This is a genomic window from Paracidobacterium acidisoli (genome assembly GCF_003428625.2).
Classification (GTDB): Bacteria; Acidobacteriota; Terriglobia; order Terriglobales; family Acidobacteriaceae; genus Paracidobacterium; species Paracidobacterium acidisoli.
In genome coordinates this window covers 735,966-750,404 of the sequence record NZ_QVQT02000003.1, presented here as the reverse complement: position 1 = coordinate 750,404, position 14,439 = coordinate 735,966, and the positions used below count along the sequence as shown (strand labels likewise).

9 protein-coding genes are annotated in these 14,439 nt (G+C 59.4%); 4 read left to right on the top strand and 5 right to left on the bottom strand.

Translation table 11 applies throughout. The annotated features are described in order from the left end of the window. The first annotated feature begins 123 nt into the window (after positions 1–123). Entirely contained in the window at positions 124–1,560 is a 1,437-nt protein-coding gene (locus tag D0Y96_RS10795) for a hypothetical protein (RefSeq protein ID WP_147325015.1), read from the top strand. A gap of 171 nt (positions 1,561–1,731) precedes the next feature. Here the strand turns inward: D0Y96_RS10795 and D0Y96_RS10790 are convergent, their stop codons facing one another. Further along, a complete protein-coding gene (locus D0Y96_RS10790) occupies positions 1,732–3,426 on the bottom strand; it encodes a DUF5597 domain-containing protein (RefSeq protein WP_117299835.1) in 1,695 nt (564 codons plus the stop codon). A 225-nt stretch (positions 3,427–3,651) separates the two neighbouring features. Between D0Y96_RS10790 and D0Y96_RS10785 the strand changes: the two genes are divergently transcribed. Beyond that, positions 3,652–3,891, top strand: coding sequence for an acyl carrier protein (locus D0Y96_RS10785; protein ID WP_350449033.1), 240 nt, complete (start codon positions 3,652–3,654; stop codon positions 3,889–3,891). A gap of 1 nt (position 3,892) precedes the next feature. Next, positions 3,893–5,104 (top strand): beta-ketoacyl-[acyl-carrier-protein] synthase family protein, encoded by a 1,212-nt coding sequence (locus D0Y96_RS10780; RefSeq protein WP_117299540.1) that lies wholly within the window; start codon positions 3,893–3,895, stop codon positions 5,102–5,104. 1 nt (position 5,105) lies between these two features. Here D0Y96_RS10780 and D0Y96_RS10775 read toward each other — a convergent pair whose 3' ends face one another. The 4 genes from D0Y96_RS10775 to D0Y96_RS10760 all read right to left on the bottom strand — a co-directional run bounded on the left by D0Y96_RS10775 (position 5,106) and on the right by D0Y96_RS10760 (position 12,485). Then, positions 5,106–6,101, bottom strand: a complete 996-nt coding sequence (locus D0Y96_RS10775; RefSeq protein WP_117299538.1) for an NAD-dependent epimerase/dehydratase family protein — start codon at positions 6,099–6,101, stop codon at positions 5,106–5,108. A 3-nt stretch (positions 6,102–6,104) separates the two neighbouring features. Further along, positions 6,105–7,403, bottom strand: coding sequence for an aminotransferase class I/II-fold pyridoxal phosphate-dependent enzyme (locus D0Y96_RS10770; RefSeq protein ID WP_117299535.1), 1,299 nt, complete (start codon positions 7,401–7,403; stop codon positions 6,105–6,107). A 166-nt stretch (positions 7,404–7,569) separates the two neighbouring features. After that, a complete protein-coding gene (locus tag D0Y96_RS10765) occupies positions 7,570–8,931 on the bottom strand; it encodes an alkaline phosphatase family protein (RefSeq protein ID WP_158562348.1) in 1,362 nt (453 codons plus the stop codon). Between the two features lie 71 nt (positions 8,932–9,002). Beyond that, positions 9,003–12,485 (bottom strand): TonB-dependent receptor, encoded by a 3,483-nt coding sequence (locus D0Y96_RS10760; protein ID WP_117299530.1) that lies wholly within the window; start codon positions 12,483–12,485, stop codon positions 9,003–9,005. A 342-nt stretch (positions 12,486–12,827) separates the two neighbouring features. Between D0Y96_RS10760 and D0Y96_RS10755 the strand changes: the two genes are divergently transcribed. Beyond that, on the top strand, positions 12,828–14,273 hold the full coding sequence (locus D0Y96_RS10755; protein WP_252263648.1) for a hypothetical protein: 1,446 nt from the start codon (positions 12,828–12,830) through the stop codon (positions 14,271–14,273). Positions 14,274–14,439: the final 166 nt, after the last annotated feature.

Sequence of the window (14,439 nt, the reverse complement as noted above, 5' to 3'; positions counted from 1 at the left end):
CTTCGGCAGGCCGCTGACAACGTATGAATCGGTGTCATGGAGCGTACATTTCGGTGTCGTCTGCGGCGTTACGTCGGCCGTAACGGTTACGAGATGCCTGCAGGTGTGTGAATCGCCGGTTTCGTGAGCAGACTGCAGCTTGCCAGCTATTTTCACGGCGGCGTAAAGTGGTTGGACATCCCATCCCTGAGGAAATGCGAGCGCCAAAGAAAATCACCTGCCATGAACACCCAGCACTCCGGATCTTTGACCGCCCCTGAACTGACTCCCGAGCAAATGCGGAGCGTCCTGCAGGCGGTGCTGGAGAGCGCAGCCTTCCGCGCCAGTAAACAGTCTCAGCGGCTCCTGCAGTATCTGGTTGAGCAGATCATCGAAGGACAGGACGAGGGTCTGAAGGAGCGGATTGTCGGGAATGCCGTCTTCGGCCGCACGGCTGATTACGACACAGGCGATGACCCGATCGTTCGGGTGCGTGCCGCAGATGTGCGTCGCAGGCTGACCCAGTATTACGCCTCCGAAGGGGGAAGCGACGCGCTTCGCATAGAGATCCACACAGGAGCTTACCGGCCCATCTTCGTTGAAAATCGCGCTCACGCGGATGCTTCGATGACACGTGAGACGCTGCAGAACGGTTTCGCTTCGGTTTCCGAAACGGCCGTCGGCGAAAGAGCAGCGGCTGCAGCGGCTGAAAATCCTTCAGACAGCAGAAGCCGGTCTGGTTCGCGTTCCGGCTGGCTGACGCGTTTCCGCTTTCGCTTCGCGATGGTTGCTGTGATGGCCGGCACGCTGGCGGCAGCTGCGTTTTTCGCAATCCAGCATATGCATCGTTCGGCGCTGGATCAGTTCTGGGCTCCCGCGCTGAAGAATGAACGCCCTGTCCTGATCTATATGGGAGCCAATGCCGTATATCGGCTGAGCGAGCCGGTGCTCGATCGCTATCGTGCTACCCATGACATCCAGACCCAGGGGAGCGAGTTCTTTGTCAATTTTCCTCCCGGTACGACCGTGCCCTCCGAAGATATTGTTCCTGCAAGAGACTTCGTCATGGGCAACGATGTGAATGCCGTTGTCAATCTGACCTCGGTCTTCATACGGAAAAATAAGCCGTATGAATTGCGATGGGGGCGGGATATTTCTCCGGGAGACCTGCGCTACGGCCCGGTTGTACTCGTCGGTGCCTTCAATAACAACGTCACACTGGAGGCGACCAGCCATCTTCGCTTCATGTACGAACACGGTGACCGGATTCAGGACCAGTTCAATCCCAAACAGGTTTGGTCCGTTTCCTCCAATCCCGACGGCAGCGTGAAGGAGGACTACGCTGTCATTACCCGCCTTGTCGATGCGCAGACGCATTCAGTTTTCCTGGTTGTAGGCGGAATAGGTGATCTCGGGACCGAGGCAGCCAGCGAGTTCCTGAGCGATGAATCGCAGATGAACGCAGCGCTCCATAATATGCCACCCGACTGGAGCAGCAAAAATATACAAATTTTGCTCAATGTCAGGATGCTGGATACCTCTCGACGTGTATCCCATGTGGTCTCAGTCTACGTTTGGTAAAGTTTCCAATGGATCAAGAACCGCCGGGCAAAGGGTCATTCCGGCACCTGATACAGATGTGGCAATGAATCTCAGCGCTCGCACTCAGCGCGGAAACTCTCGGCCGATCCCGTGGAAATATTCCGGGCCGGGCCGCCACATCCGCAGTAACGTTGTCTCTGCGGCATGCCGCTAGTAGGTTGAGAGCGATACGTGCAGCACCTCGGGCGCCGAAGTGAACGGGAGCCCATAGTCGGTTTGATCGCCGTTCAGAATGCGATCAAATTTGAATGCCCCATTCACATAGTTGCCCTCTTCGACGCGCAGGAACTGGCGATGTATCCATTTGCCGTCAATCCTGGCTGAGGTCGCCTGCCCCGTTCCAAAGACGATGCCGCCGGCCTTCTGCTGCTCGGGGGTTCCGGCCGGACGAAAGTCGACAGTGCAATCGATTCCGGTGACCAGAAACTCATTGGCGCCGAGTTGCGCGACCAGGGCTCGACCAGACGTATTATGCGTTTGACCGGCATTCTCCACAGGCCTGCGGCGGAATTGATAGCTGACCACCGCGTCCCAGTCTCCGAAATGCAGAACCTGAGAAGATTCATCGTCCGGTACCGCCGTCGCCTGCAGCTTACCTTCAAAGTTCAGCAGGGCGACCTCCCGCATCATAGGGCCAATCAGGCGGTAGTTCTGTGCGGTAGGGTCAAGAAAGGCGTTCTTCGAATCCGGCTCGCCGGGTATGGCGGGACGAGTCCGCGTGTAATCCAGCCCGAATGGTGAGTAGCCGATGGCCTGAAGACCGAGGGCGGCAAAGAAGAACCGCGCAGCGCGAGGGGCTCCGAAGGTCTCCGGAACGAACAACGCATTGTCGGGGCGATGGTAGACTTCGAGGGTTTTCAGGTACTGGCTTGTTCCGGGAAGGTAGATATCGGGAGCCTCGATATCTATAGCGGGGGCCTCAGCCTTCCAGATCGGAATCACATTGTCGGTGGGGCCGCCGCTCTCGTATTTGACAGGCACCTCCGGCGTGAGCGGATCGTGCAGCGAGGCATTGACATACATCGGCAGCGGATACACCGCCTTCCCCGCGGCGGCAACCTGCCCAACGTATCTGGCAATGGCCCAGGCGTGGAAGTACACCTCAGCCTCGGGGCCAAAGACCGCCTCCCAATTGGCGCCGGGTGTGACCGAAGTCCTGCCCATGGCCTTCAGAACTTCCGGCGGGACCGCTCCCTCAAAGAGTTTATTTGCTTCAGGCGAGTAATCGCGGGGGCTTCCCCACGTCCCGGTTTCGTTCTCCACCTGCACCATCAGTACGGTTCTTTCGGAGTCGACCTGATTCAAATGCTTCATCAGAGCCGCAAATGCTTTCCTGTCCTCGTCGAGCGAGGCCGCGGCAAAGGGCGAGGGTGAGTCGATAGACTCGCCTTCTTTATTCATCACATGGAAGTAGCGCGTGGGATCGAGCTTCATCCACTCAGGCATGTAATGCTGGCTGCCGTTCTTCCATGTTCCGAACCACAGCAGCACCAGGTGCATGTGGCGTTGCCGAGCCTGGGCCAGCAGCAGGTCCACCTCCGAGTCGTCAAACTGGCCGGGCTTCGGCTCGAATTGCTCCCAGTAGATGGGTATTTCAAGAGTATTGGCATGCAGGTATTCGATGGCGGACCAAACCTCAGGCAGGGTCGCCGGCCAGTCACTGGAGTTGTTCGACTGCGCGCCCAGCATCAGGTAAGGCGCCTCGTCCACCATGAGGGCGTAGCGCCCATCCTGCTGGACGAGGCGTGGAATCGGGTGCGCGGTCATCGACGCCCGCGATGGCGCCTGCGGGGGCGCCTGCAATGCAAACCCTGACGCCGATATCGCCAAAACGGCCGCTGTCATAAAGGCTTTCATTCGAATAGTTCCCTCATTTCCACCCTGGTCCGCGCGCGGGCGTCCGCGCCCTCTTCGCGCCGATCCTGCATCTTATGTTTTGTTTAGCATTGAATGCGGAAATCGAAATAGAATAGAATTCGCTGATTTGTTACATGAATTTACATCTACCGCTCTATTGATCGCGTTTGAGGACAATTCCAGACATTGCCAAACCAAACTATCCAGGATCGAGTGTTGAAAGTCATCGCAACCTCGAAGCGCATTCCCATCGAGAGTATCGGGCCCGAAAGCAGTTTCGAGTCCCTCGGTATCGACTCACTTGACCGCCTCAACATTCTTTTCGATCTCGAGAGCGAGTTCGAAATTGAGATCGATGACGAGCAGGCAAAGCAGGTCCAGAACATCCACGAGATGATCGAAGGCGTCACGCATCTCGTCGAGGCGAAGACCTCTTCTTCGCCCCCCGAATAGCGTGCATCGCGTCGTCGTCACCGGAACGGGCGTTATCAGCGCCATCGGCGGCAACACCGCCGGTTTCTGGCGGGCTTTGCTCGCCGGCACATCCGCCATCCGTGAGATTCTCAGCGTCGATGCCTCGCAGATCCGGTTCAGGAACGGTGCGGAGGTCCGGAATTATGTCCCCGAAGAACACTTCGAGGCAAAAGACATCGCCTTCATGGACCGCTTCGCGCAGTTTGCCGTCCTTGCCGCCCGCGAAGCCGTCTCTGACGCGGACATCGAGTGGACCCCCGATCTGCGTGAAACCACCGCGGTCATTACCGGTTCCTGCCTTGGCGGCCGTGCCGCGGAGGAAAGCGGCTACTGGGAGCTTTTCCATAACGGCAAGACCCGCGTCCAGCCGTTGACGATTCCGCTCAGCATGAGCAATGCCGGCGCCAGCCACATCTGTATGCAGTTCCACATCGAAGGCCCCGCTTATACCATTTCAACCGCCTGCGCCTCTTCCAGCCACGCGATCGGCCAGGCCTTCTGGATGGTCCGCTCCGGCGCTGCCCCGATGGCCATTGCAGGCGGCAGCGAGGCTCCGTTCTTTCTTGGCGGCCTCAAGGCATGGGAGGCGATGCGCGTCATCAGCAAGGACACCTGCCGCCCCTTTTCAGCCGAGCGCAGCGGCATGGTCCTCGGCGAAGGCGCCGCCATGCTGGTGCTCGAAACCCTCGACGCCGCACTCGCTCGCGGAGCGCGCCCTATCGCCGAGATCGTCGGCTTCGGCATGTCCGCAGACGCCAGTCATATCACTCAGCCTCTGGCTGCCGGGCCCGCCCGTGCTATGCGCCTTGCTCTGCGCGATTCCGGCCTCGCTCCTGAGCAGATCGGCTACATCAATGCCCACGGAACCGCCACCGAGGCGAATGACCGCATCGAAACCGCCGCCATCCGCAGTACCTTTGGTTCGCACGTTGGCAAACTCGCTGTCAGCTCCACAAAATCCATGCACGGTCACGCACTTGGCGCTGCCGGTGCTCTTGAAGCCGTCGCCAGCGTCCTCAGTCTCAGGCACGGCATGCTCCCGCCGACGGTCAACTTCCTCACCCCCGACCCCGCCTGCGACCTGGACGTCATACCGAATCACGCCCGCGCAGCCGCCATCGAAGCCTGTCTCTCAAACTCCTTTGCTTTTGGCGGCCTGAATGCTGTGCTGGCCTTCAAAGCGCTCCCTTAGCTCAGCTCAAACCCTTCAGCCACGCGACCGATCGAGCCACACCCTCTTCCAGGGATACCCGCGGCACAAAGCCGAACTCCGCCCGCGCCTTGTCACCTGGAAACTCCTGATCCCGTCCCAGCAGGAAAACCGCGTGCCGCGTCAGCATCGGCCGCCCCGGCAGCAATTTCACCCAACGGTATGGAGCCTCCATCGCGCCCGCCAGCGCCATGGCCGCCGCATACGGCAGGTTGATCCAGGGCAGACTGCATCCCTGCCCCCTGGCAAGCGCAGACACGTATTCCCGCCAGTTCGCCCCGGTCCCATCCGTCAGGTTGTAAGCCTCTCCCCGCGCCGCAGGACACTGTGCCGCGGCAAGCATCGCGTCTACGGCGTTGTCGACATACAGGAATCCTCCCGCCGCCCGTCCCCCGCCGATATACGCCATCTGCCTCTTGCGCAGCAGATCCGCGATATCGGTCACAAATGCCTTCCCTCGAGGACCATAGATGGTCGCCGGACGAACCACCGTCACCGGCAGTCCGCTCTCCCGTGCTGCCTGCCAAACCGCCTTTTCCGCCAGAATTTTTGTCCTGTTATACGGCAGTCCCACATCGCGCAGCGCGCCTGTCTCGGAGCATGGAATCACCGGGTATCCATAGACATCCGTCGTGCTGACGTGGAGAAAGCGCTCAAGCTGACCGGCTTCCCGTGCCGCCAGCAGCAGCCTCTCCGTGCCCCGGACGTTGCTTTCGAGGTAAACGTCCGCGGAAGCCCAGTCCGTCGAAGCAGCCGCGCAGTGAAAGATATGGGTTGCGCCGCGAACGGCTTCCCTCAGCGGACCGCTCTCCGTCAGGCTTCCCCGTACCACCCGTACCCGGGTTCCCGTAAATTCGGCAAGATGCCGCAGATCGGAATTCGCCCGGGCCAGGACGGTTACCTGTTCCCCGTTGCGCGCCAGTACCTCCGCCAGCCGTCCACCAAGAAAACCGCTCGCCCCGGTTACCAGCGCCCGCATCCGTTACGCGCTCCGCATCTTCTCGAAGACGTCCAGCGCAAACTGAAGGTGCTCTGACGTATGAGCCGCCGTCACGCAGAGACGCAGGCGCGCCGCTCCCTGCGCCACCGCGGGAAACAGCACCGGCGAAACCAGAACTCCGTAATCCCGCAGCTTTCGCGCAAACAGCGCCGTTCTCGTATCGTCATACAGCATCACCGGAACGATCGCTGTCTGCGAAAGTCCCGTGTCGTATCCAAGGCTCTGCAGGCCCTCGCGCAGAAATGCCGCATTCGCACGCAACCGGTCAACCCGCTCCGGCTCCTGCTTCAGAATCTTCAGCGTCTCACTGACCGCCGCCGCTGCCGGAGCCGCCAGTGCGCCCGAAAAAATAAAGGGAGCCGAAGCATGCTGAAGAAAAATCGCGAGCCGCCGCGAGACTGCGACAAATCCGCCGTTCGATGGGATGGCCTTCGCCAGCGATCCCGTCCAGATATCGACATCCTCCGTCGATATCCCAAAGTGCTCGTCCGTCCCTCGCCCGCGCTCGCCCAGCACGCCGCTCGCATGCGACTCATCCATCAGCAGAAAACAGTCGAACTCCTTCTTCAGGGCAATCAGCTCCGGAAGACAGCAGATATCGCCGTCCATCGAGAACACCCCGTCGGAGACGATCAGCGTGCGATTCGCCTCCGGCCCGTTCTCCAGCTCATGCCGCAGAGACGCCGGGTCGTTGTGCTCGAATCTCTGGACCTGAACCCCGGCCAGCCGGCACGCATCCATCAGGCTGCGATGCGACAGCGCATCGGCAATCACGCGATCGGCAGGCCCGAACAACGCGCTGATCACCGCCAGATTCGCCGCATATCCTGAAGTGAAGGTGATCGCCGCTTCGGTGCCTTTGAACTCTGCCAGGGCCTCTTCCATCTCCTGGTGAAGATCCAGCGTTCCCGTCAGCAGACGGACCCCTCCCGTCCCCGTGCCGTATTTCCGTACCGCGGCAATCGCCGCCTCATCGACGCGCTGATCTCCGATCAGTCCGAGGTAGTCATACGACGACAGCATCAGCATCCGGTGGCCGTTCATCTCCACCATCGGCCCTGGCCGCGTGCTTAACGGAGCCTGAAATGGATAGGCATCCATCGAGCAGGCCAGCGCCGTATTCTCAAACAGCCTTCGCGCGCGCGCGTCGATCAGATCGCGCTTCCTGTAGCTGTCTTCACGCTCAGAAGCAAAATAGTTCTGAAACATCTGTCCGGATGAGGAGGGAAAGCTCTTCCTGGCTGGGACGGTCAATTCATCGCTCGGTAAACGCGCACTCATGAGTAATCAATATATCGCGTGTATGGGATCACATGGCGAATGCACAGCTCGATCCCCCAGTGCCGCTGTACCAGTGAATGCAACAGATCTCTGCCGGAGCTCCCGCATTAGTCTGCTTCAGCGCCCCGGCAATTTGCCCGCCCGGCCTCATCCATATCGCTTTTAACTATCGATCCACGGGCAGAACAGGCATCGTCGCGGAGGGCATCCTGGCCTCAAGCTCTTTCGCGATAGTCGGAGCGATCTGCCGCATATCGATAACTCCCAGATTCCTGTTTCTCGCGATCCTGGGCCCCATGATGAAGAACGAAGACTGCAGCTCAGGATGCACAGGAAGATAGCCGTGCGTGCCCTTCTGCGAAGCATCGGTAATCAGAGGCGTCGTCAGACCGCGGCCGACATAAAATCCCGGCCTGCAGTCAATCAGAAATTCGGTCTCCGGCGTCCCGCCGAATGCTTTCGCTTCCTGCTTCGATAAGATCTGCGCGATGCCGCTTGCGGGGTCCTTCTCGAGACCATCGAGGATCTGTCTGACCTTTTCCGCCGTCTCCCTGTCGTCAGGGTTGTGCAGAATCACCGCAGCGCTTCCTCCGCCGGTCCAGGAAAAAACCTTCCATGACGCAATGTGTCCGGTCTTCGAGAGCGTGATCAGTCCATGCCGCACAAACTCCGCATTCAGATTGATCACATGGCTCACCGGAAAAAATCCATGGTCGGAGACGATCACGATGTCAGCGTCGGGATAAACCGCGCGCTCGGCATCGGCAATCTGCCGGACCTGGCCATCGATCTTTTCAAGCGCGGCGAAGGCCTCCTGAGAGTCCGGCCCGCTGTGGTGCTGCGCATCGTCCAGGTTGCCGAGATGAACGGTCAGCAGGTATGGCCGCTGTCCGCGGATAACAGCGATCGCGGCGCGTGTGACAAAATCGTCTTCATCCTCTTCCGGCGAATAGACCCCGATCTGCTTCTCCACGGATGCAAGGAAGCCATCCGGGCGTGATACCGCTTCGAGCAGGTAATGGTCTGCCGGCGTGCCCTGCGTGTGGATTGGAGGAATGTTGTAATCGATGCCGCGCGCCCCAAGGCTGACCGGCCAGAAGACGCTGGCCGTCTTCAGCCCGGCGGACTGCGCCGCTTCCCAAAGCGTGGGAACGCGGATCGCATTCCCGTATTCCATCGGAGCCGCTATCAGATTTGAGTTCGGGTCCTGCAGCATATTATTGAAGATCCCATGCTGCTCCGGCAGTGTCCCTGTGATCAGTGTGACGTGATTCGGAAACGTGATCGTTGGAACAACATTGATGACGCTCTGCGCGTATGTGCCGTTGGTCAGAAAGCTGCGAAGAAACGGAATACCGGCCGCGTGATCTTCTGCGCGAAGCACGTAATGGGGATTGAGCCCATCGATCGAGATCATGATGACCGGTGTGCGGGCGCTCTGTCCCTGTGCGAGGAGACATCCCACCAAACCTGGCAATGCAATGGCGCAGACGCGCCGAAGAAGACGAAGAGACTGGAAAAGAAACATGGACCGCAAACTCCTTAACGATAAAAAGGAAAAACCGGATGGAGGAAACCTCCATCCGGAAAGTGGCTGTGCTAGAAAATAAACTTGCCCGAGAACTGAACGACGCGAGGCAGGTTGCTCTGGTCTTCCGCCCCGGCGATTGCGCCGAAGCTTCCGCTTGTGGCGCTCGTAGTCGGGCCGTTGAACCATTGTGGCGTATTGGTCAGATTGAGAAAATCGACACGGAAGTTGAACGTAACCCTGTTGGTGATGGCGGTATCGCGCATCAGGCTGGCATCGAGATTACGAATCGGTGGGTTCCTCACATAAGAAAGATAGGGCGACCAGGTCTGCAGCGTGTTGGACGGGAGCGTCTTCCACACCGGCGTTTCTCCGGCAAGGCAATTCTGAGTCGCACCGGTGCTCAGCAGCGTGCAGGTATTGAACCAGCGGTGCAGCGTGGGATGAGCGAGTTTAGCGCTCACGCCTGTCGGTTCCACACCTGTCGGCGTGGTCAGCGGAAAACCGGTTTGCAGACGAGCGATGGCGCTGAACCGCCATCCGCTGATGATGGCGCGCACCACCGGCTGTGCATCGTTTCCGAACCTTCTGTGCGTGCCGAAGGGAAGATCATAAACGCCGTTGAACTGGATGCTGTGGGCCACGGCGTAGGGAGAGACAACCAGAGCCGGCTCCGCGTCCTGAGGATTCAGATAGCTGGTGCGTCCCAGCGTGTTTGAGTACGTGTAAGCGATGCTGGCGCTGACTCCTGAGGAGATGCGCTTCTGCAACAGCGTCTGCAGCGCGTTGTATGTCGATGTCCCGACCGAATTCGTCGTCTCCGTGATCGAGAGGAACTGAGGATGAGGCCGCAGCAGCTGCGCATGCGTGGTGGTCGGACTGTTGAGCGAGGTTCCGGGAAGCAGTCCGGCAAAGGGATTGGGCACACTGGCGGTGAGATAGGTCTCGCCCAGCGCCATATCCGCGGCTGAAATCTCATTCACGGAACGGCTCACAGGGAGAGCGGTTGAGTGGCTGCCCACGTAGGCAACGGATCCAACCATGCCCCAGGGCAGTTCACGCTGGATCTCGAGCGAATACTGCTGCGTCCACGGGAGATGGCGATGAGGATTCGCGTACGTGAGGGTTTCCCCCAGGTTTGTCGCCAGCCCGCGGGAGCTGCCGGTGGGTTTTGAAATTCCGGAAGGAAAGGGATTGTCCAGGGTGTTGTAAGGAATGCCTGTGACCTCGGAGGTCGCCATAGTGGTCTGAGCGCTGAACCCCGGCGCGTTGCCCGGATCGTCGAAGGTCTGCGAATAGACCAGTCCGTAGCCGCCGTGCACGATCGTGCGATTGTTGATCCGGTACGCAGCGCCAATACGAGGACCGAAGTTGCTCCAGTCGTCGTCGTAGATGCCGCGCGGTGTGCCGTTGACGCCGGCGTAGATGAGCCCGCCCGTCAGATTCAGTCCTGACACCTGCAGTGGGCTGGCCGCTGTGCTGTCGAAGCCGCGCGCGACCGCATTGTAGCGATCGGTCATCGGAGTCTCGACGTCCCAGCGCAGGCCGGCGTTGAGGGTGAGACGGCTCGACGCGTGGATGTCGTCCTGGACGAAGAGCGAGTAGAGCATCTGCTGCCGTGCTTCGTTGGTATTTACATTGATGTACCCGCTCTGCACGTCGCCGAGCAGGAAGGATGCGATGGCGTTGCCGGAGTAAGTGTTGGTCGCCGTAGCGTCGCTGCCCGTGAACTCCGGAGTGAAGGAGAAGTTGCCCGCGCTGTATCCGGGGCTGTCGATATAGACGCGATTCAGATAGAACTCGCCGCCCGTGCGCAGCGTCTGTCTGCCGAACTCATGATAGAGCATCCCCTGAAAGGCATTTCCCTGGGAAACCGTGAGTCTGCTGGGCTGTGCGCCGGCGCCGGCGTAATTGGTCCAGGTCATGGCAGGCACAATGTCCGCCGCTTCACCGGCAAAGGCGCTGGAGAATCCAAGATTGCCGAGCCCGTACCCAACGCCCTGAAAGGTGTTATACCGCGTGATAAACCGCTCGAAGCCGACATGCATATCGAGCATCGTTTTGGAGTTGAAGTCATGAGTCAGCTGGATGGTGGCGTTGTGATTCTCGCGATTGAATCCGGAGTTGGCGGTTACATCGAAAGGATTGACCGTGCTGATGGTCGAGTATTCCCAGTCGCGCGACTCGGTAAGCTTGTTCCGGGAGTAGCGCACAAAAGCGCGTGTCGACGGTGACAGGACATAGTCGGCTCGCGCCAGCCAGCTTCCAAAGTAATCGGTAAATTTGCGCGAGTCGGAATTGTTGACGAAATTATGCAGCCCGGTGGTGGCGTTCCCGGCGGTGTTCGCCAGCGGAATTCCGGCCAGCACCTTAACCGCGACCGGGTTCAGCCTGTCCGCAGGAATTTTGTTATTCGGAAACGGGGTGCGCACGTATTGTCCGGAGGAGTTCAGCGTGGTCGTCTGCGGATCGTAGATCGTCTCCAGTTCCGGAGCGCCTGAAGCGCTGAGGCCGTAGTAAGTCTGCGAGAAATCTCCCGTGCGCTGCGCCGGTGTCGGGACAGAGGTGACGAATGGATCGGGAATCGACTGGCGCAGCTCTTCATAGGCGAAGAACCCAAAGAGCTTCTTCTTTATGACAGGGGCTCCGATCGCTCCTCCGAAGGTGTTGATGTGAGACGACTGCCGGGGCGTTCCCGTGTAATTGGACCCGAATGTATTGGCGTTCAGAACCGTATTCTGAAAAAACTCGTATGCGGAGCCGTGAAACTCGTTAGTGCCGCCTTTGGTGGAAATGTTCACGACGCCCCCGGAGGTCCAGCCGTACTGCGCGTCGTAGACCGATGTCTGTACGCGAAACTCCTCGGTCGCGGACACAGGCGGCACATAGGCCACTGTGCTCTCTTCGGAAAGCACCGAAGTTCCATCGACCAGCACCTCATTGCCCCCTGGCTGTCCGCCATTGATCGACATTCCGGAGGAGCCGCTGGTGTCGAATGGCCGCAGACGCTGCACCGAGCTCGTCACTGCAACGCCCGGAGCCGACCACGCTTCAGCAAAGATATTCTGCCCCTGCAGAGGTGTATTCTCGACTCTTGCCTGGTCCACCGTCATGCCTCGATCGGCCGACTGAGTGTTGATCAGCGGCGGCGCGGCACTCACTGTAATCTGCTGGCCCAGGGAAGCGACCGTAAGCGTGATATCCAGTTCCGTGGTCTGCGCCGTGGAGATTGTCAGGCCGGTCTGCCTGACCTTTGCGAAGCCCGGTTTCCCGACCGTCACATCGTACTGTCCAGGATTGAGAAACGGGAACTGATAACGCCCATCATGATCCGTTGTCGCTGTCTGATCGGTTCCATCCTGTACGGAGTGCAGAGAGACGCTGGCTCCGGCAATCACCGCTCCCTGGACGTCCGATATGACGCCGGTTGCGGTTCCGCGAAAATCCTGAGCAGAGACAGATAACAGGCACTGTCCAGAAAGCAAAAGCAGGAGCAGGAACAGGCGCAGGCCAGGGGTGAGCCCGCATGACGGACCCCTTCGAATCTTCATCATTATTTTTCCTTATGTGAAGTACTGCATGGCATCGTTCAGACCCGCGATACGCCTCGGGAACCGCAGGCCCGATCCTTCGGGAAAAGCAGTGCATCGGTTGCAGCAAAAAACCGTCCAGTCCTGGGCGGCTCTCCGCTTTCTGGGTTGATGTGGGGACCCAGAGCCACCGTATCGCCCGCTCTGTCCGCAATCCAGTCAATTCACTGCACCGTTCACAGTGAAATGTTTCTGAATCACTGCATACTGAGGCACTTAACCGAACGTTTACAGGGACGATAAACACACGCCCGTAACATACTGAGCGGCCTGATTTATGCCTCATTCACGAAGAACTGGTTTACTTTGAATCAACGGGGCTCGATCCTCAGCTCGGAGCAGGTTGCAGCGTTGCAGAACTCGGAAGCAGAGCCAATCTCGGATGCCGCCAGGCGGGAATTGGTCGCGCGCATCGTTGATTCCCGATGGTTCAAAAAATCCGACCGGCTGTCGAGCTTTCTATTGCATATCTGCGAGCTCGATCTTCAGGGGCGTTCGGAAGAGATCAGCGAGTACCGGATCGGACGGGCTGTCTTCGGCCGTCCGGAAAACTACGATCCGGCTGTCGATGGCATTGTGCGTTCCCATGCCAGCCGTCTGCGCATGCGGCTCGACCAGTACTTCACGCGCGAGGGCCGCGACGAACCAATCCGGCTCAGCATTCCTCGTGGTGCTTACCTGCCCCTGTTTATGCCGCTTGTGCGGGACAATGCATCCGCGGGAAGCGATCCTTCCGAGGCGCAGACCGCTCCTGTAAAAGCAGGCGACACGCCGTTCGCGATGGAGCTGCAGCCCGCTTCACCCGCTTCCGCTCCATCGGCCGATACGATTTCCGCAACGGAGACGGCCGCTCTCCATTTTGCAGACAGCAAAGCGTCGCGTCGTCAGGCGGCAACCACCAGCCTCGCCTGGGGACTGGTCGCATTTCTGACCGCAGCGCTGCTGGTTATGTATCTGCGCGACCATACCGTGCATGCCGGCCTGCAGACCAGGACAGATATCCGTCATCCGCTGTGGAGCGAGATGTTCTCTGCCGCGCATCCGACGATGATCATCGTCGGCGACAGCAGTTTTGTGCTCTGGCAGGACTTTCTGCATCGCAACATCGGCCTGGCCAGCTACCTCAGCTCAGGTTATCGAGCGGCCATTCCTCAAAGCAACCCCGACCTTCAGAAGGAGATTGCGCTCATGGCCGGCCGGCGCTACACATCGATCGTCGACCTTGAGGCAGTGCAGAGCTTCACGCGGATCGCGCAGTCCGCGGGTGGATCGCTCGACATGCGCTACGCGCGAGACATCCGGCCAAACGATCTGAAGCAGGGCAATATCATCCTGATCGGAACCGCGGAGACCAATCCCTGGGTTCAGCTTTTCGAGCACGATATGAACTTTGTCTTCAACAAAGACCGGACCAGGCAGATCTACTCCGTGATCAATCGCAATCCGCGAAAAGGCGAACCCGGGCGCTGGGATTACAGTGAAAATGATGCCCTGCACCGGGTTTATGGAGTCGTGGCTTACCTGCCGAATCCTGTCGCGAATGCCAATGTGCTGATACTCGAAGGCACCGCGATGGCCGGCACGGAGTGCGGCCGCGATTTCATCGCGGATGACATGCAGCTTCTGCCGTTCCTCAAAAGAATTCGGCGCGCCGACGGCAGAGTGCCGCATTTTGAAGTCGTACTGGGAACCGATAACATCAGCGGCAGCGCCGTCAACAGCAGCATTCTCGCATGGCGAACCATGCCATAGACGAAGCATTGTCAGCTTGACGGCGGCGGTACAGCCATACGCAACGCTCGGCTATCTCAAGCGGAAAACGGCGCCGACGGCATCTCTCCGGTGCTCTCACCATCTCGGCATCCGGAGAAGTCTTCATCCGGACACCGACCCTGCCGGAGCAATTCGCGAGATGGCA